The sequence below is a fragment of the Nonomuraea sp. NPDC049695 genome, from assembly GCF_040674955.1.
In the GTDB taxonomy this organism is placed as follows: Bacteria; Actinomycetota; Actinomycetes; order Streptosporangiales; family Streptosporangiaceae; genus Nonomuraea; species Nonomuraea helvata.
On the sequence record NZ_JBFANV010000111.1, the window covers coordinates 14,245 to 29,899 of the forward strand.

The 15,655-nt window shown below is 71.2% G+C and carries 10 protein-coding genes; 6 read left to right on the forward strand and 4 right to left on the reverse strand.

All coding sequences use genetic code 11. The features are described from left to right. Positions 1-6,078 (forward strand): NUDIX domain-containing protein, encoded by a 6,078-nt coding sequence (locus tag AB0J64_RS49740; protein ID WP_364043899.1) that lies wholly within the window; start codon positions 1-3, stop codon positions 6,076-6,078. A gap of 40 nt (positions 6,079-6,118) precedes the next feature. Beyond that, positions 6,119-6,634 carry a hypothetical protein gene (locus AB0J64_RS49745; RefSeq protein WP_364043902.1) on the forward strand — a complete coding sequence of 172 codons (516 nt, stop codon included), beginning with the start codon at positions 6,119-6,121 and terminating at the stop codon, positions 6,632-6,634. Between the two features lie 4 nt (positions 6,635-6,638). Here AB0J64_RS49745 and AB0J64_RS49750 read toward each other — a convergent pair whose 3' ends face one another. Continuing rightward, entirely contained in the window at positions 6,639-7,841 is a 1,203-nt protein-coding gene (locus tag AB0J64_RS49750; RefSeq protein WP_364043905.1) for a cytochrome P450, read from the reverse strand. Positions 7,842-7,923: 82 nt separating this feature from the next. Between AB0J64_RS49750 and AB0J64_RS49755 the strand changes: the two genes are divergently transcribed. Next, positions 7,924-8,547, forward strand: coding sequence for a TetR/AcrR family transcriptional regulator (locus AB0J64_RS49755; RefSeq protein WP_364043908.1), 624 nt, complete (start codon positions 7,924-7,926; stop codon positions 8,545-8,547). A gap of 157 nt (positions 8,548-8,704) precedes the next feature. On the opposite strand, the gene AB0J64_RS49760 is transcribed toward AB0J64_RS49755, so the two are convergent. Beyond that, positions 8,705-10,330 carry a CocE/NonD family hydrolase gene (locus AB0J64_RS49760; RefSeq protein WP_364043911.1) on the reverse strand — a complete coding sequence of 542 codons (1,626 nt, stop codon included), beginning with the start codon at positions 10,328-10,330 and terminating at the stop codon, positions 8,705-8,707. Then, positions 10,327-10,902, reverse strand: coding sequence for a TetR family transcriptional regulator (locus tag AB0J64_RS49765; protein ID WP_364043914.1), 576 nt, complete (start codon positions 10,900-10,902; stop codon positions 10,327-10,329). Before AB0J64_RS49765 ends, AB0J64_RS49760 begins: the two co-directional genes overlap by 4 nt. Positions 10,903-10,999: 97 nt before the next feature. On the opposite strand from AB0J64_RS49765, the gene AB0J64_RS49770 reads away from it, so the two are divergent. Together AB0J64_RS49770 and AB0J64_RS49775 are read left to right on the forward strand one after the other, a co-directional pair. Then, on the forward strand, positions 11,000-12,538 hold the full coding sequence (locus AB0J64_RS49770; RefSeq protein ID WP_364043917.1) for a carboxylesterase family protein: 1,539 nt from the start codon (positions 11,000-11,002) through the stop codon (positions 12,536-12,538). A gap of 30 nt (positions 12,539-12,568) precedes the next feature. Beyond that, a complete protein-coding gene (locus tag AB0J64_RS49775) occupies positions 12,569-13,063 on the forward strand; it encodes a hemerythrin domain-containing protein (protein WP_364043920.1) in 495 nt (164 codons plus the stop codon). A 9-nt stretch (positions 13,064-13,072) separates the two neighbouring features. Here AB0J64_RS49775 and AB0J64_RS49780 read toward each other — a convergent pair whose 3' ends face one another. Beyond that, positions 13,073-14,035 (reverse strand): MBL fold metallo-hydrolase, encoded by a 963-nt coding sequence (locus AB0J64_RS49780; RefSeq protein WP_364043923.1) that lies wholly within the window; start codon positions 14,033-14,035, stop codon positions 13,073-13,075. Between the two features lie 149 nt (positions 14,036-14,184). Between AB0J64_RS49780 and AB0J64_RS49785 the strand changes: the two genes are divergently transcribed. Beyond that, positions 14,185-15,618, forward strand: coding sequence for a serine hydrolase (locus tag AB0J64_RS49785; RefSeq protein ID WP_364043926.1), 1,434 nt, complete (start codon positions 14,185-14,187; stop codon positions 15,616-15,618). Positions 15,619-15,655 lie beyond the last annotated feature (37 nt).

Here is a 15,655-nt window from a genome sequence, read left to right on the forward strand (position 1 = left end):
ATGGGGCTCGATCTCAACCTGGTGCCCGACGTGGTGAAGCCGGTGGCGCAGCCGTTGGCGGGCGGGGCGATCCCGGACGCCGACGTGGGCGGGATCATCGCCGAGGCGGAGACGCTGGAGCACCTGGCGGATCTCCTGGCGAAGATCAAGACGGAGGACGCCCACGCCGTCGTCCGCATGTTGCGCGGCTGGGAATGGCAGGGCCCCGCCAAGGAGGCGTTCGAGCAGGCGTTCGCCGCGCTGGGCGGGGAGGCGGACGCCGCCGGTCGCCCTTCCGCGGAGGCGCTGATCGACCGGCTGGCGCAGGCGCTCCGGGAGGAGTCCGCGTCCCTGCGCAAGCACGGCGTGCGGATGCAGCAGACCGAGTGGATGATCTATGCCTCGCTGGCGCTGCTCGGCGTGATGATCGTCAGGCTCCTGGTCTGGATCTACGTCAACGGCCCGGCCGTCCTCAGGCTGATCCAGCACCACACGCTGCTGACCCAGGTGAAGATCGAGACGGTCAAGCGGCTCGTCCTCGTCAACATGGTGAAGTTCGCCGCGATCTCGGGCGGCCTGGACTTCGGCGTGCAGGTGGCGCAGCAGATCTGGGGGGCTCGCGAGGCGGGCGACTTCGACCTCGAGTCGCTGGCGATGTCGCTCGGCAGCGGCGCACTGACCGGTGCCCTGTTCGCCGGCGCGAACGCGGGTCTTTCGCGCCTGCTGAGCCGGCCGATGGTGTACGTCGCCTCCGAGGCCGAACTGGCCGTGCGTGACAGGGTCGTGGCGATCACGCAGAGCATGTACGGCCAGGCGCTGCTGGGCGGAGTGGCGGGCACCGCCGGCGCCGTCCCCGGCCTGGCACTCAGCGGGCAGCTCGACGCCGAACACCTGGCCTACACCTTCATCTCCGGTGTCGCGGGCGGCCTCGACATCCCGGCCTCGGCACGGGTGAGCTTCGTCCCGATGCGGGCGGTCGCTGAGATCGGCGACCCACCGCTCATCCACCGCGCCGATCCACCGCACGCACCCGACGGGCCACCCCCGCCCGCTCCCCGAGCCCTCGAGCCACACCAGCCCGGGAGGCCCGGCGACCACACCCCGCCGGCCACCGGCCACGACGCGACCGCCCTGGTGCAGCACCCCCGGCCCGAGGAGCACGCCGACGCCGACACCTCGACCGACCGTGACCCGTCACAACCGGGCGACGTGCTGCTTCAGCCGTACCCGAGCCCGGTGATCATGGGTGAGGTCACCCGTCGCCACGACACGCCCCTGCCCGGCCCGGTCGGCGACAGGGCGGGCCACGGCGGAACCCTGGCACGCGCTCCACAGGGCCTCCCCGCCGAGCGGACGCCGACCGGTGAAGCCGCCCCCACCTCTCCGCCGGTTTCGAGCAGGCTCACCCGCGGTTCCATGCTGCCGGCCACCGTCCCGGCGATCATCAGCACGACCCCCGATGACGTCGGCACCCCCGATCAGGACGTTCAGGGGACGGATGACCCTCCCAAGGCCGCCGAAAAGCGGCCTGCGGCTCCTGAAACGGCCGACCCGGCGTCAACGGCCCACAGCAGACCCGAACGACCAGAGCAGTCTCCCGCGGACGACCCTGCGGCCGACCCCGCGAACCACCCCGCGAACGACCCTGCGCCTCACCCGCCACGTGAGCGCGGCACCATGCCGGAGACGCGGACATCGACGCTCTCGGAAATGCTTCAGGACCAGGCCCTGACGGGACGGGCCCCGGAGCCCGCGGTGGGCCCGGCCGCCGCTCGCCCGGTGCCAGGTCACACCAGTCACATCAGTAACACAAGTCACACCGGTCACGGGGACCGGCCCGACGACGCGGTGCCCGTGAATCCGATCCCCGACGCGACGCCGCCCGCCCGCCCGCACTCCTCCGAGCAAGGGGAACCCCACGCTCCGGACGCCTGGCGTACGAGCCTCCAGGGCGACCCGGGTGTGCCCGCTGCCCGGACCGGCGCACTTCCGGAGGACCCTCGCCGGATCGAGCCGGTGACGAGACGGGTGGCGGACCTGCTCAGCCGGGACGGCCAGTACGAACCCATCAGCGGTGCCGCCTGGGAGGCCGCCGACGCCACGGCGGTGAAGACGCTGATGGACACGATGGAGTCCTCGACGAGGGACATGCTCGGCGTCGGACGCAAGCAGAACCTGCAGCAGGCGGTCGGCGACCCCGACAGCTATCTCGTCCTGAGCGAGATCAAGGTCGTAGGCAGAACCGTGCGGACCTGGCACGCGGTCAAACGCGACTCCCTCCCGTCCTTCGTCGAAGGCTCTCTCAAGTTCTCGAACGAGCGGCGCCGGATCATCCGCCAGCTGCCGTTCGACTCGCCCGAAGCGCTCCACATAGCGAGACGGCTGGCCGTCGAGGAGCTGCTGAGAACGTGGGGTTACGGCACCAGCGAGATGGTGCCGGATCGGCTGGCCATGCACATGGCCGCGCGGGACGAATTCGGGCTGACGGGGATCCTTGACCTGGAGATGTACGGCGATCCGAGCCGCAGCAAGACCGCCAGGGCGGTCCACGCCCGTAGCGGCGACATGCTGCGCGACTTCCTCCGGCAGCAGTACGCGGAGACGCAGCGCGAGCTGGGCCGCCGCGGCATCGAGGAGCTGGTGCTCTACCGGGGGATGGCGTTCGACCCGCTCCATCCGGTCCCCGCTCTGGCGGACGCCGCGAACGGCGACGTCGTGCCGGCTCCGCCGTCGCTGCCGTTGCAGCCCTGGAGCGCCATGCCCGGCGTCGCCAAGCGGTACACCGGCCTGGGGCACGGGGCGGTCATGGCGGGGGTCATCCCCGCCTCCCAGGTGCTGTCCACTCCGTGGACGGGGATGGGCCAGCTGCCACTCAACGAGTTCGTCGTGCTCGCCACGCCCGGCGAGGTCACCGTGCTGCGGCCGCCGCACGTCAGCGCGCCCGATCCCACTATGTCCGACATTCCGCCCGGCTGGCGCGTCTCGAAGCCCGGCGACGGATGGACGCACTGCGAGCAAGGGCACAGGCACTGGGGGACCGAAGGCGGGGCCGGTCTGCTGGCCTTCCACCGCGTCCCAGGCGGTGAGGTCCACGTCCTCATGCAGCTCCGCTCCATGGAGACGCATCACGGTGGGACGTGGGGACTGCCCGGCGGCGCCCGCCACAGCGGTGAGGATCCGGTCGAGGCGGGCCTCCGCGAAGCGGGAGAGGAGAACAGGCTGGACCCGCGCGAGGTGAATGTACGGGGAGTCCATCACGACGATCACGGCGGCTGGGCGTTCGACACCGTCATCGGCGAGATGTCGCACTTGGCCGACGTATGGCCCGCGTCCCACGAGTCCCTCGACAACGCATGGGTGCCGCTGGAGGAGGTGCCGCGCCTCAATCTCCATCCCGACCTCGCCCGCTCGTGGCCCGGCGTACGCGCGGAGCTCGAACGCGTCCTGGCGGACTCCGGCACCGGTGGCAGCCGGCCGAGCGCCCCTGACCCGACGCCCCCGGCTCCTGTCGTCAGCCCAGCGCGAACGCCTCCGGCTCCGGCCGCACGCCCATGGGGATCGCCTCCGGACATTCCCGGCGAGTTCTCCCCGATAGCGGATCCGCGGCCACGGAACTTCGCCGAGGCCGCGGCGACGGTCCACCGCTGGACGCCCGGCAACGAGCGCCGGGCCGCCACCGATGAGGAGCTCCTGGCAGAAGGCCGGCGGCTGGCGGACCAGCTGCCCGTACTCGATCACGGCGACACGACGGCGAGAGCCCTGGCATCCATGAGCAGGATCCTCCAGTGGCATGAGCCGCGAAGGGCCCTCCCCGAGATCGCGGCCGAACTCGGCCTCGACCGCGATGTCGACGCCCTGGTCGACCTCTACGGCGACGCCCGGCGACACGGCCTGGCCCCCGACAGCGCGACCGACCGTGCGGGACTGACCGACATCCTCAAGAGGAGCATGGAGGCGGACCCCCATCGCTGGGCGGGGCAGCGGCACCACACCCTGTTCTCTCTCCATGACGTGACCGCTGCGCAGGCACGCACGGTCGGGCTCATGGTCCACATGATGAGGGAGCCGGTCACCTACAGGAGTGCCCGGGACTTCGTCAGACCGGTGCTGGAGCGGCATGGCATCCGCGACATCGCGCAATTGCTGCCGGTCGTCCGGGCGGCCCACGAGAACGGCTATCTCACCGCCGGACCGGCCGGGGAGACGGCGTTCCACGCGGGCATGGACCGGTTCCGGCAGGAAGACCCGTACCTGTGGGACGGCGTGCTGCTCGCAGAGCGGCACTCCCTGACCGATCCCGGCGACGAGACGGCACGTCTGGTCGCGCTCCTGGACGAGCACGCCCCACCCGCGGGCGCCGGTGCGGACCGCGCCGTCCCTCCGCTGGAACGCCTGGCCGGCGAGGTCGGCCAAGGGCGCTCGGTCGAGCAGCTCGTACGCCTGGCCGAGGACGCGCAGGCGCACGGCGCCGACCTCACGCGGGCGACCGCCCCGCATGAGCTCACCGGGCTACTCAACGCCCACCGGGCGCGGGACCCGCATCTCTGGGACGGGCTGCGGATCGCGGCCGAACGCGGCATCACGCATCCGGGCGACGACGACGCGCGCGCCCTTTCCCGCCTCGCCGAGATCACCGGAGCCGAGGCGCCGTCCCGGCTGTGGGTGTTCGATCCGCTGCGCCGGCTGGCGGGAGAGGCGGGTCTCGACCATTCCGTCGAACGGCTGGCGCAGCGGGCGGCCGAGGCCCACCGGGCCGGCTTCGACCTCTTCGGGCCGGTCGACCGGTGGCAGGTGATCGACGCCCTGACCCGGAACGCCCCGATCGGCCGGTCGCCGGACACGCCGGACGTCCCGCCGGGGCTGCACGATCTCTCCCCCTCGACCGTCCGGGACGCCCGGCAGGCCGCGATCCACGAGCACGCTGAGGCGCAGCAGGCGTATCAGCAGGCCCACCCGCGCATGCGCCGTGCCCTGTCCCGGTTCGCCGGGACCGACGCGCTGGCCGTGGCGGAGCAGGAACGGGTCGCCTCGCTGGAGGCCCGGGCCCAGGCCTGGCAGCGCCGGCCGGAGCTCCCCGAGGTGTCCTTCACGCGGGATTTCGCGGCGTTCCGTAGAGCCTACGACCGGGCGCTGGAACGCGCGGCCAGGGGCGAGCCGGTGATTCCGTACATGACGGAGAACGCCACCGCGTCCCTGGGCGCCCGTGACGGCGGGCGCGGGTTCGGGCTGGAGCTCGAGTTCGACCTGCCGGGTCCCGCCGCCGGCCGGGTGCTGGAGGACATCGCCCGTGCCCTGCACGAGGCCGGTCTGACCGGCGACGCTCAGGTGCACTCGTACCACGCCATGCAGGGGCAGGGTTACCGTTCGGGGAAGAACGGCGGGCGCGGCCTCTGGAGGCTGGAGAAGGACGGCACGGTCGCGGGCGAACTGGTCTCACCCATCCTGTACGACGAGCCGGCGACGTGGGAGAACCTCCGCATCGCCTGCGAGATCATCCGGGCGCACGGCGGCACGGCCACCGTCTCGACCGGCGGGCACGTCCACGTGAGCACGCACGACTACGACCACATCGTGGAGCACCACACCGGGGTGCTGGACTACGTGGACCATCACTCCGACACGCTCTACAGGCTCGGGCACAACCCGGAGCGGGAGAGCCACCGGGGCCTCCAGTACTGTCAGCCCAACCAGCGGCCCGCGGCCGGCTACGAGCCGATGGGCCCGATGCGCAACTCCAACAGCAACCGCAAGGTCGCGGTGAACATGGCGGGCATGAAAGGCTCCTCGAAAGACCACATCGAGTTCCGGCTGTGGGACGGCTCGCTCGATCCCGCCGTGATCCAGTCCCAGACGAAGGTGTCGATCGCGCTGGTCGAGGCGGTGCTCCGCAACGCGCCGCTGGGCGATCTGCCCAACATGGGCCGGCGCGACCGGCTGGGCACCCACGCCGGGCTCCGCAACCTCGGCGCCGCGCTCGACCTCACCGAGCGGGGGAGCCTCTCCTTCCGCAGCCTGGTGGACGAGCTGTTCTGGCGGGCCGCCGACAAGGAGCAGCTCACCGCCCTGTACGCCGCCACGCGCTGGGTGCGCGCGGCATGACGGCGCCGAACGACCTCGCCACGGAACGGGATGCCGACCAGTGACCGTGATCCTCCGGAACACCTCAGCGATGGAGTCGCCGCCGGTCGCACCGCGCAGAGGCGACGGCCGGCCGTACATCTACGAGATGATCTACGCGGGCGGAGACTACCGCGGCTACGCCGACGAGCCCGCCGAGCTGGTCGGGATGCTCGTGCCCGGTTACGACGCGCTCGCCACCGACGACGAGCGGATGACGGCGCGGGTCCGCCTCGCCCTGGACCTGCAGGTCAGGTTGCAGGCCCAGCTCGCGGCCGGACCGCACCTCGATGACTGCGGCGAGGCGGAGCGCGCCGTGATCCTCGGCGGCCGCCACGAACCGCCGGCGCCCGCCCGATGGGAGGCGCCGGTTCCGCTGGTCCTGGTCTCGACCTTCTACGAGCCGGCCGGGGCGCTGCCGAGGCCGTCGGGGCCCGCGGACCTCCAGGTGTGGCTGGACCCGGCCGACGACTGGACCTTGCTGACCAGCCTGCACGGTGCCGGCATGATCACCGTGAGCAGGCGGCGCGAGACCTGAGAGGTCACCAGGTGACGGGCAGCTCGTGCATGCCGTAGACGGTGGCGTCGTCCTTGAACTCGAGTTGCTCGGCGGGGACGGCCAGCCGCAGGCCGGGGATCCGCCGGAACAGGGAGTTGAAGACGATCTCCAGCTCCACGCGGGCGAGGCTCTGGCCCAGGCACTGGTGCGGGCCGAAGCCGAACGCCAGGTGGCTGCGGGCGTCGCGCTCGATGTCGAACGTGTCGGCGTCGGCGAACACCTCCGGATCGCGGTTTCCGGCGTTCGCCAGCATCAGCACGCCCTCTCCCGCGGGGATGACCGTGCCGCCGAGCTCCACGTCCTCGAGGGCCACCCGCATCATCGCGAACTCCGCGATGGTGAAGTGCCGCAGGAGCTCCTCGACCGCGCCCGCCGTCTTGCTCGGATCCTCGCGCAGCGCGGCCAGCGCGTCAGGGTGCCGCAGCAGCATGTACGTGCCCAGCGAGATCATGTTCGCGGTCGTCTCGTGCCCGGCGAGCAGCAGCAGGAACGCCAGGCTGAGCAGTGCGCCATGATCCACGGTGCCGGTCTCACGCTGCTTGATCACCTGGCGGCCGAGCAGGTCGTCGGTGGGGTCCTCCTCCTTGGCCCTGATCAGCTTGTCCAGGTAGATGGCCAGTTCGAGGGAGGCGTGCTGCCGCTCCTGCGGCGTGATGGTGCGGTTCAGCAACTGCGCGGAGTGCGTCTGGAAGAAGTCGTGCTCGTCGTACGGCACGCCGAGCAGCTCGCAGATCACCAGCGAGGGCACCGGCAGCGCCAGCGCCCGCACCAGGTCGACCGGGCGCGGGCCGGCCAGCATGGCGTCGAGGTGCTCGTCCACGATCTGCTGGATACGCGGCCGCAGCGCCGCCATGCGCCTGACAGTGAACTCCCCGATCACGGCGCGACGGGCCTGACCGTGCTCGGGCGGGTCCATCTCCAGCATCATCTTGGGCAGCGGTGACTCGCCCGGCCCCGTCTCGCCGTTCAGCCTGGGCGCGTTGGGGTGGCGGCGGTCGGCGGTGAAGCGCGGGTCGCTCAGGATCGTGCGGATGTCCTCATAACGGGCGGCGACCCAGGCCTCCGATCCCTTCGGCAGCGCGACCTTGGTGACCGGCTGCTCGCGCAGGAAGCGAAGGTGCTGTTCCGGCGGGGCGTACGGGCAGGTGCGGGTGATCTGAAGCGTCTCAGCGGAGTCAGCGGTCACGAATGTCCCCCATGGCGTGCGATCCCTAACTTCCCTACACCCGTAGGCTAACCTACGAATGTAGGCCACAGTACACTGAGGCGTGGCCCTCCCCAGAGACAGAAGCACCGACCTGAGCGACCCGCGGGTGCGCCGCACGCAGGCGGCCCTGCGGCGCACGCTGATCGAGCTGGTCCAGGACCGCGACCTGTCCCGGGTCAGCGTCGCCGACGTCGCCGAACGCGCCGGGGTGAGCCGGTCCACGTTCTACGACCACTACCGTGACGTGCACGAACTGGCCGAGGCGGCCTGCACGGCGATGATCGACGACCTGATCGACGCCATTCCCGAGCCCGGCACCCGGGAAGAGACCACCGATACCCTGCTGACCTTCTTCGCCCTCCTTGCCGAGCACGCCGGGCTCTACCGCAGCGTGCTCGGGGCCCAGGGCAGCGCGCGCGTCATCGACCACGTACGCCGCCGCGCCACCGTCGCGGCCTATGTCGGCGCGCTCCGCGCCGCCACCGGCGACGGTGGCCCGTCGGCCGCCGACTTCACGGCCGGCGTTCCGCATGACGTGCCCGCCGCGTTCACCGCGGGGGCGCTCATCGGCGTCGCCACGGACTGGCTTCAGCACGGATGCCCGTGCTCGCCCGCCGAGATGGCCGCTTTGACCCGGCCGCTGCTGGGGGCCCTGTACCACGAGGACGGCCGCCCACGGTCCTGACGCCCGGTGGCACGGAGGGCCGTGTCGACGCCGGTCCACCGGGCGGTGTCCCGTGCCCCCGGCGCCACCGGGCGGCGTCAGGCGGGCGGCGCCCGGTGTCCATGGCCTCGGGCCTCGGCGCCACCGGGCCCCGACCTGGACCGCCGGAGGCGACGGTTCAGGTCAGGTGCCGGATCGGGAGGATCACGGCGGACGGGTGCTGGGGGTCGTGGAAGACCTGCTGGTCGGCGGCGCGGAGGGTGGTGGCGGTGGCGCGGGGTTCGCCGGTGCCGGGGTTGCGGTTGTAGCGGGGGAAGGCGCCGCTGGAGACCTGGACGCGGATGCGGTGGCCGCGCTTGAACCGGTACGCCGTCGGCCACAGCTGGACCGTCGCGCAGGTGGTGTGGTCGGCCCCGGTGAGGCTGACCAGGCCGTCGCAGACGTTGGTGGAGCGGCCGTCGGCGTCGACGTCGCACAGGCGGACGAAGACGTCGGCGTACGGCAGGCTGGAGCGGAAGAAGATCTCGGCGCTGACCTCACCGATGACCTCGACGTCCCCGTCCAGGACGGGAGTCGTGTAGGTGAGCACGTCGGGCCGGGCTTCCAGGGCGGCGTTGTCGAGGCGGCCGGCCTTCTCGCCGAAGGCCATGCGCACGCCGCCGAGCGCGGGGGTGGGGTCGGCGGGGTCGTAGCGGTAGCCGTCCGGGGACGAGCCGGCGGGGGCCTCGGTGGAGAGGGCGCCGCCCGGCTGGAGGTGGAAGCGCTGGGGCTCGTACCCCGGCGGCGGCCAGGACGGGAAGTCGCGCCACTTCTCCTCGCCCATGACGAACAGGCGTACCGGGGCGCGCTCGGCCGGTTCCTCGCCCCGGGCCAGGGCCAGGCCGAAGTCGAGGGCCTCGGCGGTGTAGGTGTGTCCCACCTCCATGGAGATATGGGTCCAGGGGCCGACGGTGAGGCGGAGGGGAGAGCGTCCGGCGTCCTGAAGGGCCCGGTGGTCGCGGAGCTGGCCGGGCAGGAAGATGTCGTACCAGCCGCCGACGCTGCTCACCGGCACAGTGATGTCGGGGACCCGTTGGCGGTGGTCGAGGCCGTGCCAGAACGGCGCGTCGGCGTCGTGGACGAGGATGTTCTGGATGTAGTCGTAGGGGTGGCCGATCGCGGCGGTGTCGGCCTGGTTCAACGGGAGCGTGCGCAGGGCGCGTTGGACCTTCTTCCCGCCCAGTATCTGGCGGACCATGCCGAGCTTGCGTTCCTGGCCGGCGACCTGGACGCCCCAGACGAACGGGGTCTCCAGGGAGAACGCGTCCGAGCGGAGGAAGTCCAGGGTGAGCGCCGATTCGGAGACTCCTGGGATCATGGCCTTGACCTGGGGCGGTACGGCGTCGGCCACCGCCCACTGGGTGAAGCCGCTGTAGCTGGCGCCGCACAGGATCATCGACTCGCCGAACCAGCGCTGCTTGATCACCCAGTCCAGGGTGTCGAGGCCGTCCTCACGCTCGCAGCGCAGCGGGTCGAAGAGGCCTCCGGAGCCGAAGGTGCCACGCGTGCTCTGGATGAGCACCTGGAAGCCGCGTTCGGCCAGCGGCCGGACCATCGGCGCCGCGGTCATCCCGGATCTGCCGTAGGGGAGGCGGATGAGCGCGGTCGGCAGGCCGTCGCCGCCGGTCCTCGGGGCCCAGCGGTCGGCCAGCAGGACGGCCCCGTCGCGCATCGGGACGCGCAGGTCGCGGTCGACGGTCAGGTCCCTGGTGAGGGGTGGGGGCAGGCGCAGCACGCGCTGGATGAGGTGGCTGTTCAGGTTCATCGGGAGTGACCTCCGGGTGTGGGCGCGAGGGCGGGGTGGCCGCGGGTCAACGCCGTCGAGAGGCGCATCAGGCGGTCCGTCAGCTCCTCGGGGTCGAGGGGTTCGTCCGCGTCGATCACCCAGTCGTTGACGATCGTGCCGGTTCCGCCGGTGAACACGGCCGCCAGATCCTGTGCGGTGGCCTCGTCGAGGTCGCCGAACACCTCCCGCACGCCCGCCGGGGTGACGAGTGAGCCGAACAGCCTGTTCAGGGCCCGGGTCATGGGAAAGGCGCAGGATCCGGAGAGCATCGCGCGGTAGAAGGGCCGGTGCCGGGCGAAGTGCCGGGCCATCGCCAGCATGCGGGCGCGGCGCGGTGCGCCGCCGTCCTCGACCTCGGGGATGAGCTCCCGTTCGACCAGGTCGGCCGCGGCCGCCACGAGGAGCGCGTCACGGTCCCCGAACTGCAGGTAGACCAGCTGCCGGCTGACGTCCGCGGCGTCGGCGAGGTCGGTGATGGGCAGCGCGGTGGTGCCGCGCTCGGAGACCAGACGGACGGCGGCGGCCATGAGGGCGGCCCGTGAGCGGAGCACTCGGCGATCCTGTCGGTCCTGCACCCTCTCAAATCTAGACATCTGTTAAATAATAGACAAGTGTAAAAAATGACATGCCATGAGTGAGGAGCCGCCGATGTCCGCAGTCGAGTCCCGCGAACCCGAGGTCCGTACCGCCGCCGGTGTGGTGCGCGGCCGCGCGGAAGGTGGCCTGGCCGTCTTCCGCGGCATCCCGTACGCCGAACCCCCGATCGGCGAGGCCCGCTTCCAGGCGCCCAGGCCCGTGCGCGGCTGGGACGGCGTACGGGAGTCGCACGCCTTCGGCCCGCCGGCCCCGCAGGACGTGCACATGGCCGGCCGCGACCGCGGGGACTTCCTCATGGGCGAGGGCGACGACTGGCTGACGGTCAATGTCTGGACGCCCGACCCCGACCCGGCCGCCCGCCGTCCCGTGATGGTGTGGATCCACGGCGGCGCCTACAAGCTCGGCTTCTCCGGCAGCCCCGGCTACGACGCCCAGCACATCGCCCGCGACGGCGACGTGGTGTTCGTGTCGCTGAACTACCGCCTCGGCATCGAGGGCTTCGCCCGCATCGACGGCGCGCCCGCCAACCGCGGCCTGCTCGACCAGGTCGCCGCCCTGGAGTGGGTGCGCGAGAACATCACGGCGTTCGGCGGCGACCCCGGCCAGGTGACCGTGCTCGGCGACTCGGCCGGCGCCGGGTCCATCGCCGCGCTGATGGCCATGCCGAGCGCGGCAGGGCTGTTCCGGCGGGCTGTCGGGCAGAGCGTGCCGGGCACGTTCCTCTCCGACGCCCTGGCCAGGGACGTCGCGGCGGCCATCGCGGCCGAGGCGGGCCTGCCCCCGGCGGCCGGGGACCTGTCCGGCGTGGATCCGCGGCGGCTGCCGGCGGCCGCGCAGGCGCTGGAGTCGAAGATGCGGCAGTACGAGGACCGCTGGGGCTCGTTCGCGCACACGCTCACCCTCTTCTCACCGGTCGTCGACGGTGAGGTCCTGCCGGCCGCGCCCTGGCAGGCCCTGGCGGGCGGGGCGGGACGTGACGTGGAGCTGATCGTCGGTCACAACCGCGACGAGTACCGCACGTTCCTCCTCCTCGCCGGACAGCTCGGCAAGGTCACCGAGGAGCAGGCGGCGCAGGCGCTGCGCCTCTTCGGTCCCGGCGAGGACGGCGAGCGGGCCTACCGCGCGGCCTTCCCGGACACATCCGCCGAGGGGCTGTACGAACGCGTGCAGAGCGACTGGCTGTTCCGCATGCCGGTGCTGCATCTGGCCGAGGCGCAGGTCGCCGGGGGCGGGCGGGCGTACCTGTACGACCTGGCCTGGCAGTCCCCGGGCATGGGCGGAGCGCTGGGCGCCTGCCACGGCCTGGACGGCCCGCTGCTGTTCGGCACCTACGACGCCCACCTGGGCCCGGCGGCCATCGGCCCCGAGCACACCGCCGAGGCCCGCGAGCTGACGTCCCAGATCCGCACGGCCTGGACGTCCTTCGCGACCTCGGGCGACCCGGGCTGGTCCGTCTACGACTCCCGGCAGCGCCTGACGCGGGTCTTCGACGCGCCGCCGTCGGTCACGGCGTACCCCGAGGAGATCTCGCGCCGCCTGTGGCAGGACCACGTCTTCGAGGCGCTTCCCCTGTTGACCGGGATCATGTGATAGCAGCCAACGTGTCATGATGGTCGACGCATGAGTACTTCAGACCGCCTGGCCGCCTTCGGCCTCGAATTGATCAACGTTCACGAGTGGCTACGCGAGGAGCTCGCCCAGCTCCGGGATGATCTGTCCGCCGCCACACCCCCCAAGAGCGAACTGCGCGTCCACTGCCTGGCCTTCTGCACAGCCTTGACCCGGCATCACACCGGTGAGGACGACACGGCCTTCCCCGCGCTGGCCGTCCAGTTTCCCGAGCTCGCACCCGTACTGCGGAAGCTCCAGCAGGACCACGCGGCGATCGAGGTCATCCTCAGCCGCGTGGCCGAGTTGGTCGAGGGCTTCGACGCGGCGGCTGGACCGGACGAGGTCCGAAGAGTGCGGGGCGAGCTGGACGGGCTGTCCGCGATCATGGAGTCGCACTTCGCCTACGAGGAGCGCGAGATCGTCACGGCGCTGAACAAGCTCGACGTCCCCGGCTGGCACCGCGACGTGCCGCGCTTCCTCAAGACCGACGAAGACGCTCCCTGAACCGGGACGTCAAACCGTGGACTGGTGCTGCTCGGGCAGGTGGCTTTCCGGGTGCGCCCAGGCCAGGACGTTGCCGTGCCCTTCGCGCCGGAAGAAGTCGTGCACCTCCTGGTCGGAGTGGCGCAGGCTGAAGTGGGTCAGGACGAAAAGCGTGTCCGGATGCGCCTCGACCACGGGTTTGAGCCGGCTCCAGACCGTGTGCCCGACCCGGTCGGCGCGGGGCAGCTCACTGTCGTACAGAAAGGTGCACTCGGTGATGATGACCGGATAGGTGAACAGCCAGGGATTCTGCTCGAACACCGACACGTGCGTATCACCCAGGAATGCGAACAGGGGGCGGCGTACCTGCCGGTCGACCTCCACGCCTTCCTGCCGTTTGCGGGCCATGATGCGGCCGAACTCCGCGCCGCGTCCCTGCTCGGTGAGGGTACGCCGGAGCTCCTGGAATTCGGGCAGCAGGTCTTTGCCGGTCGCGGAGAACGCGTAGCCCACGCAGGGCACTTTGTGCTCGCACCGCACCACGCGGACATGGTGGCCGCGGGAGCCGAAGGTGAATTCGTCGCCGTGCCGGACGCCGTGCAGACGCGACGCCGGGGCCAGCGCGGGATCGTAGGCGGCCGCGTGATTCAACTCGGCGGAGGCCCGCAGATAAGCCTCCACGTAGGGCAGCGCCTCGGCAGGCAGGTAAATGTCGGCGCCGGACGCCCTCGAGGCGAGATAGTCGAGGTCCTTGGAGTGGTCATGGTGCGTGTGGGTCAGGAAGACCGTCTCGGGCTGCCGCCCCTCGCACAGCCCGGCGTCCAGGGCGCACCGCAGCTCCGGTATGTGGAAAAAGGTTTTGTCGTTCGCGCGGGAGTATCCGGTGAGCGTGAATGTGGTGCCGGGGATCCGCCAGGTCTTCCACTGCCGGAAAGGATGTCCCTTTACCAGCCGGTCGGGGAGTTCGGCCGGGGGATGGGAGGTCTGTGTCATCGCGTGCGCCTTCCGGGGGTCCGAGCGTGGTTTCGTCCTGGCCCGATGGCCGATGCTTCCGGACTGGCGCCGGAAATTCCAGCGGATATCACCTCGAGATGATCTGAATTGCCGGCCTTCCCGGGGCCGATCTGACTACAGTGGCCCGGGTGACCTTACCAAGATCCTCAAAACGTACTCGAGGCCTCGCCGGTCTCGCCGCCACGGCCGTACTGTTCGGTGGTCTCGTCGCACTGCCGCAGACAGCCTCGGCGGAAGGCGGCTCGCCGCTCGCGCAGCACCTGCGGCAGACCATCGACCAGTTGAAGTTCGAGCAGGTCCTGGACACCGACCCGCCGACGAGCACGGCCGAGCTCAACGCGCTGCGGCAGAACGACGTCGAGAAGGAGGCGGCCAAGCCGCCGCAGCGGGCGGACCTGAAGGCCGCTGCCGCGGCCGCCGCGCCGATCTCGCAGCAGCCGCAGATCGACCTGACCGTCATCGAGCTGAACAGGCTCGGCCGTCCCGTCTCCTCCGGCACCGTGCTGATGAGCCCGCAGTACCCGGACGGGAAGATCGTGCCGGTGGACCGCAACCTGCACACCACCGACGTGCGCTGGCGCCAGTGGGACGACGCCGGCTGGTACGCCAACCACGGCCAGGGCACGATCGACGTGGTGGCGGGACGGGAGAACGCCTCCATCGACTTCATGCTTCCCTACCCCGCGTCGGTGCTGAAGCTCATGGTGGCCTTCGGGGTGCTGCGGCTGGTGGACAAGGGCGAGATCTCGCTCGACGACACCTACGCCTACGAGCCGACGACGATCAGCTCGCTGTGCGGCCCGGCCAGCAGCAACACGGTCCGCAACTACCTCGACGCCTCGCTGACCTGGTCGTCCAACGCCGCCTCCTGCGCCATGGTCAAGCTGCTGCACGACCACGCCGCGGTCGACGGCCTGAACCAGACCTTCCAGGACCTGGGCCTCGAGACGCTCCAGCTGAAGAACACCAACCCGGCCAACGGCGCCCGGTGGGGCAACCCCGTCACCATGAGCTCCCTCGACACGGCCAAGCTGCTCATGCTGGTCAACGGCGGCCTGGGCACTCTGTGGACGACGCCCGGCGGCACCGCGGTCACCGCGGCCGTCCTGAGCCCCGCCTCGCGGGAGTTCTTCAAGAGCAAGCTGGGCGACCAGGGCATGAACGTCACCCTGTCGACCACCAACTGGTGCGGGGCCGCCTATCCCGCCCAGGGCATCCCGCAGCTCACTCCGTCGCGCTGGATCGGCGCCGACGGCACCGTGACGATCCCCGGCGAGGGCGTCGCGTACGGCCACGACGTGCGGCCGTGCAATGACGCGGCCGAGGTGACGTTCGCCCACAAGAACGGCTGGGTGAGCAACTCCGGAGCCGACGCGGGCATCGTCAAGGCCCTGCCCGGCAAGGGAGGCCGCACCTACATCGTCGCCATGTTCTCCAACCTCGGCTACCAGTACGTCGACTCCAACCGGCCGCCGACAGGCGCCGAGAACGTCTGGTTCACCGAGAAGATGGCCCTGCTCGGCAAGGCCATCGACACGTACGAGAAGTGGCGTCACCCCTAAGTGAACAGGGGGCGGGGGGGTGGCGGGGGATCCACCC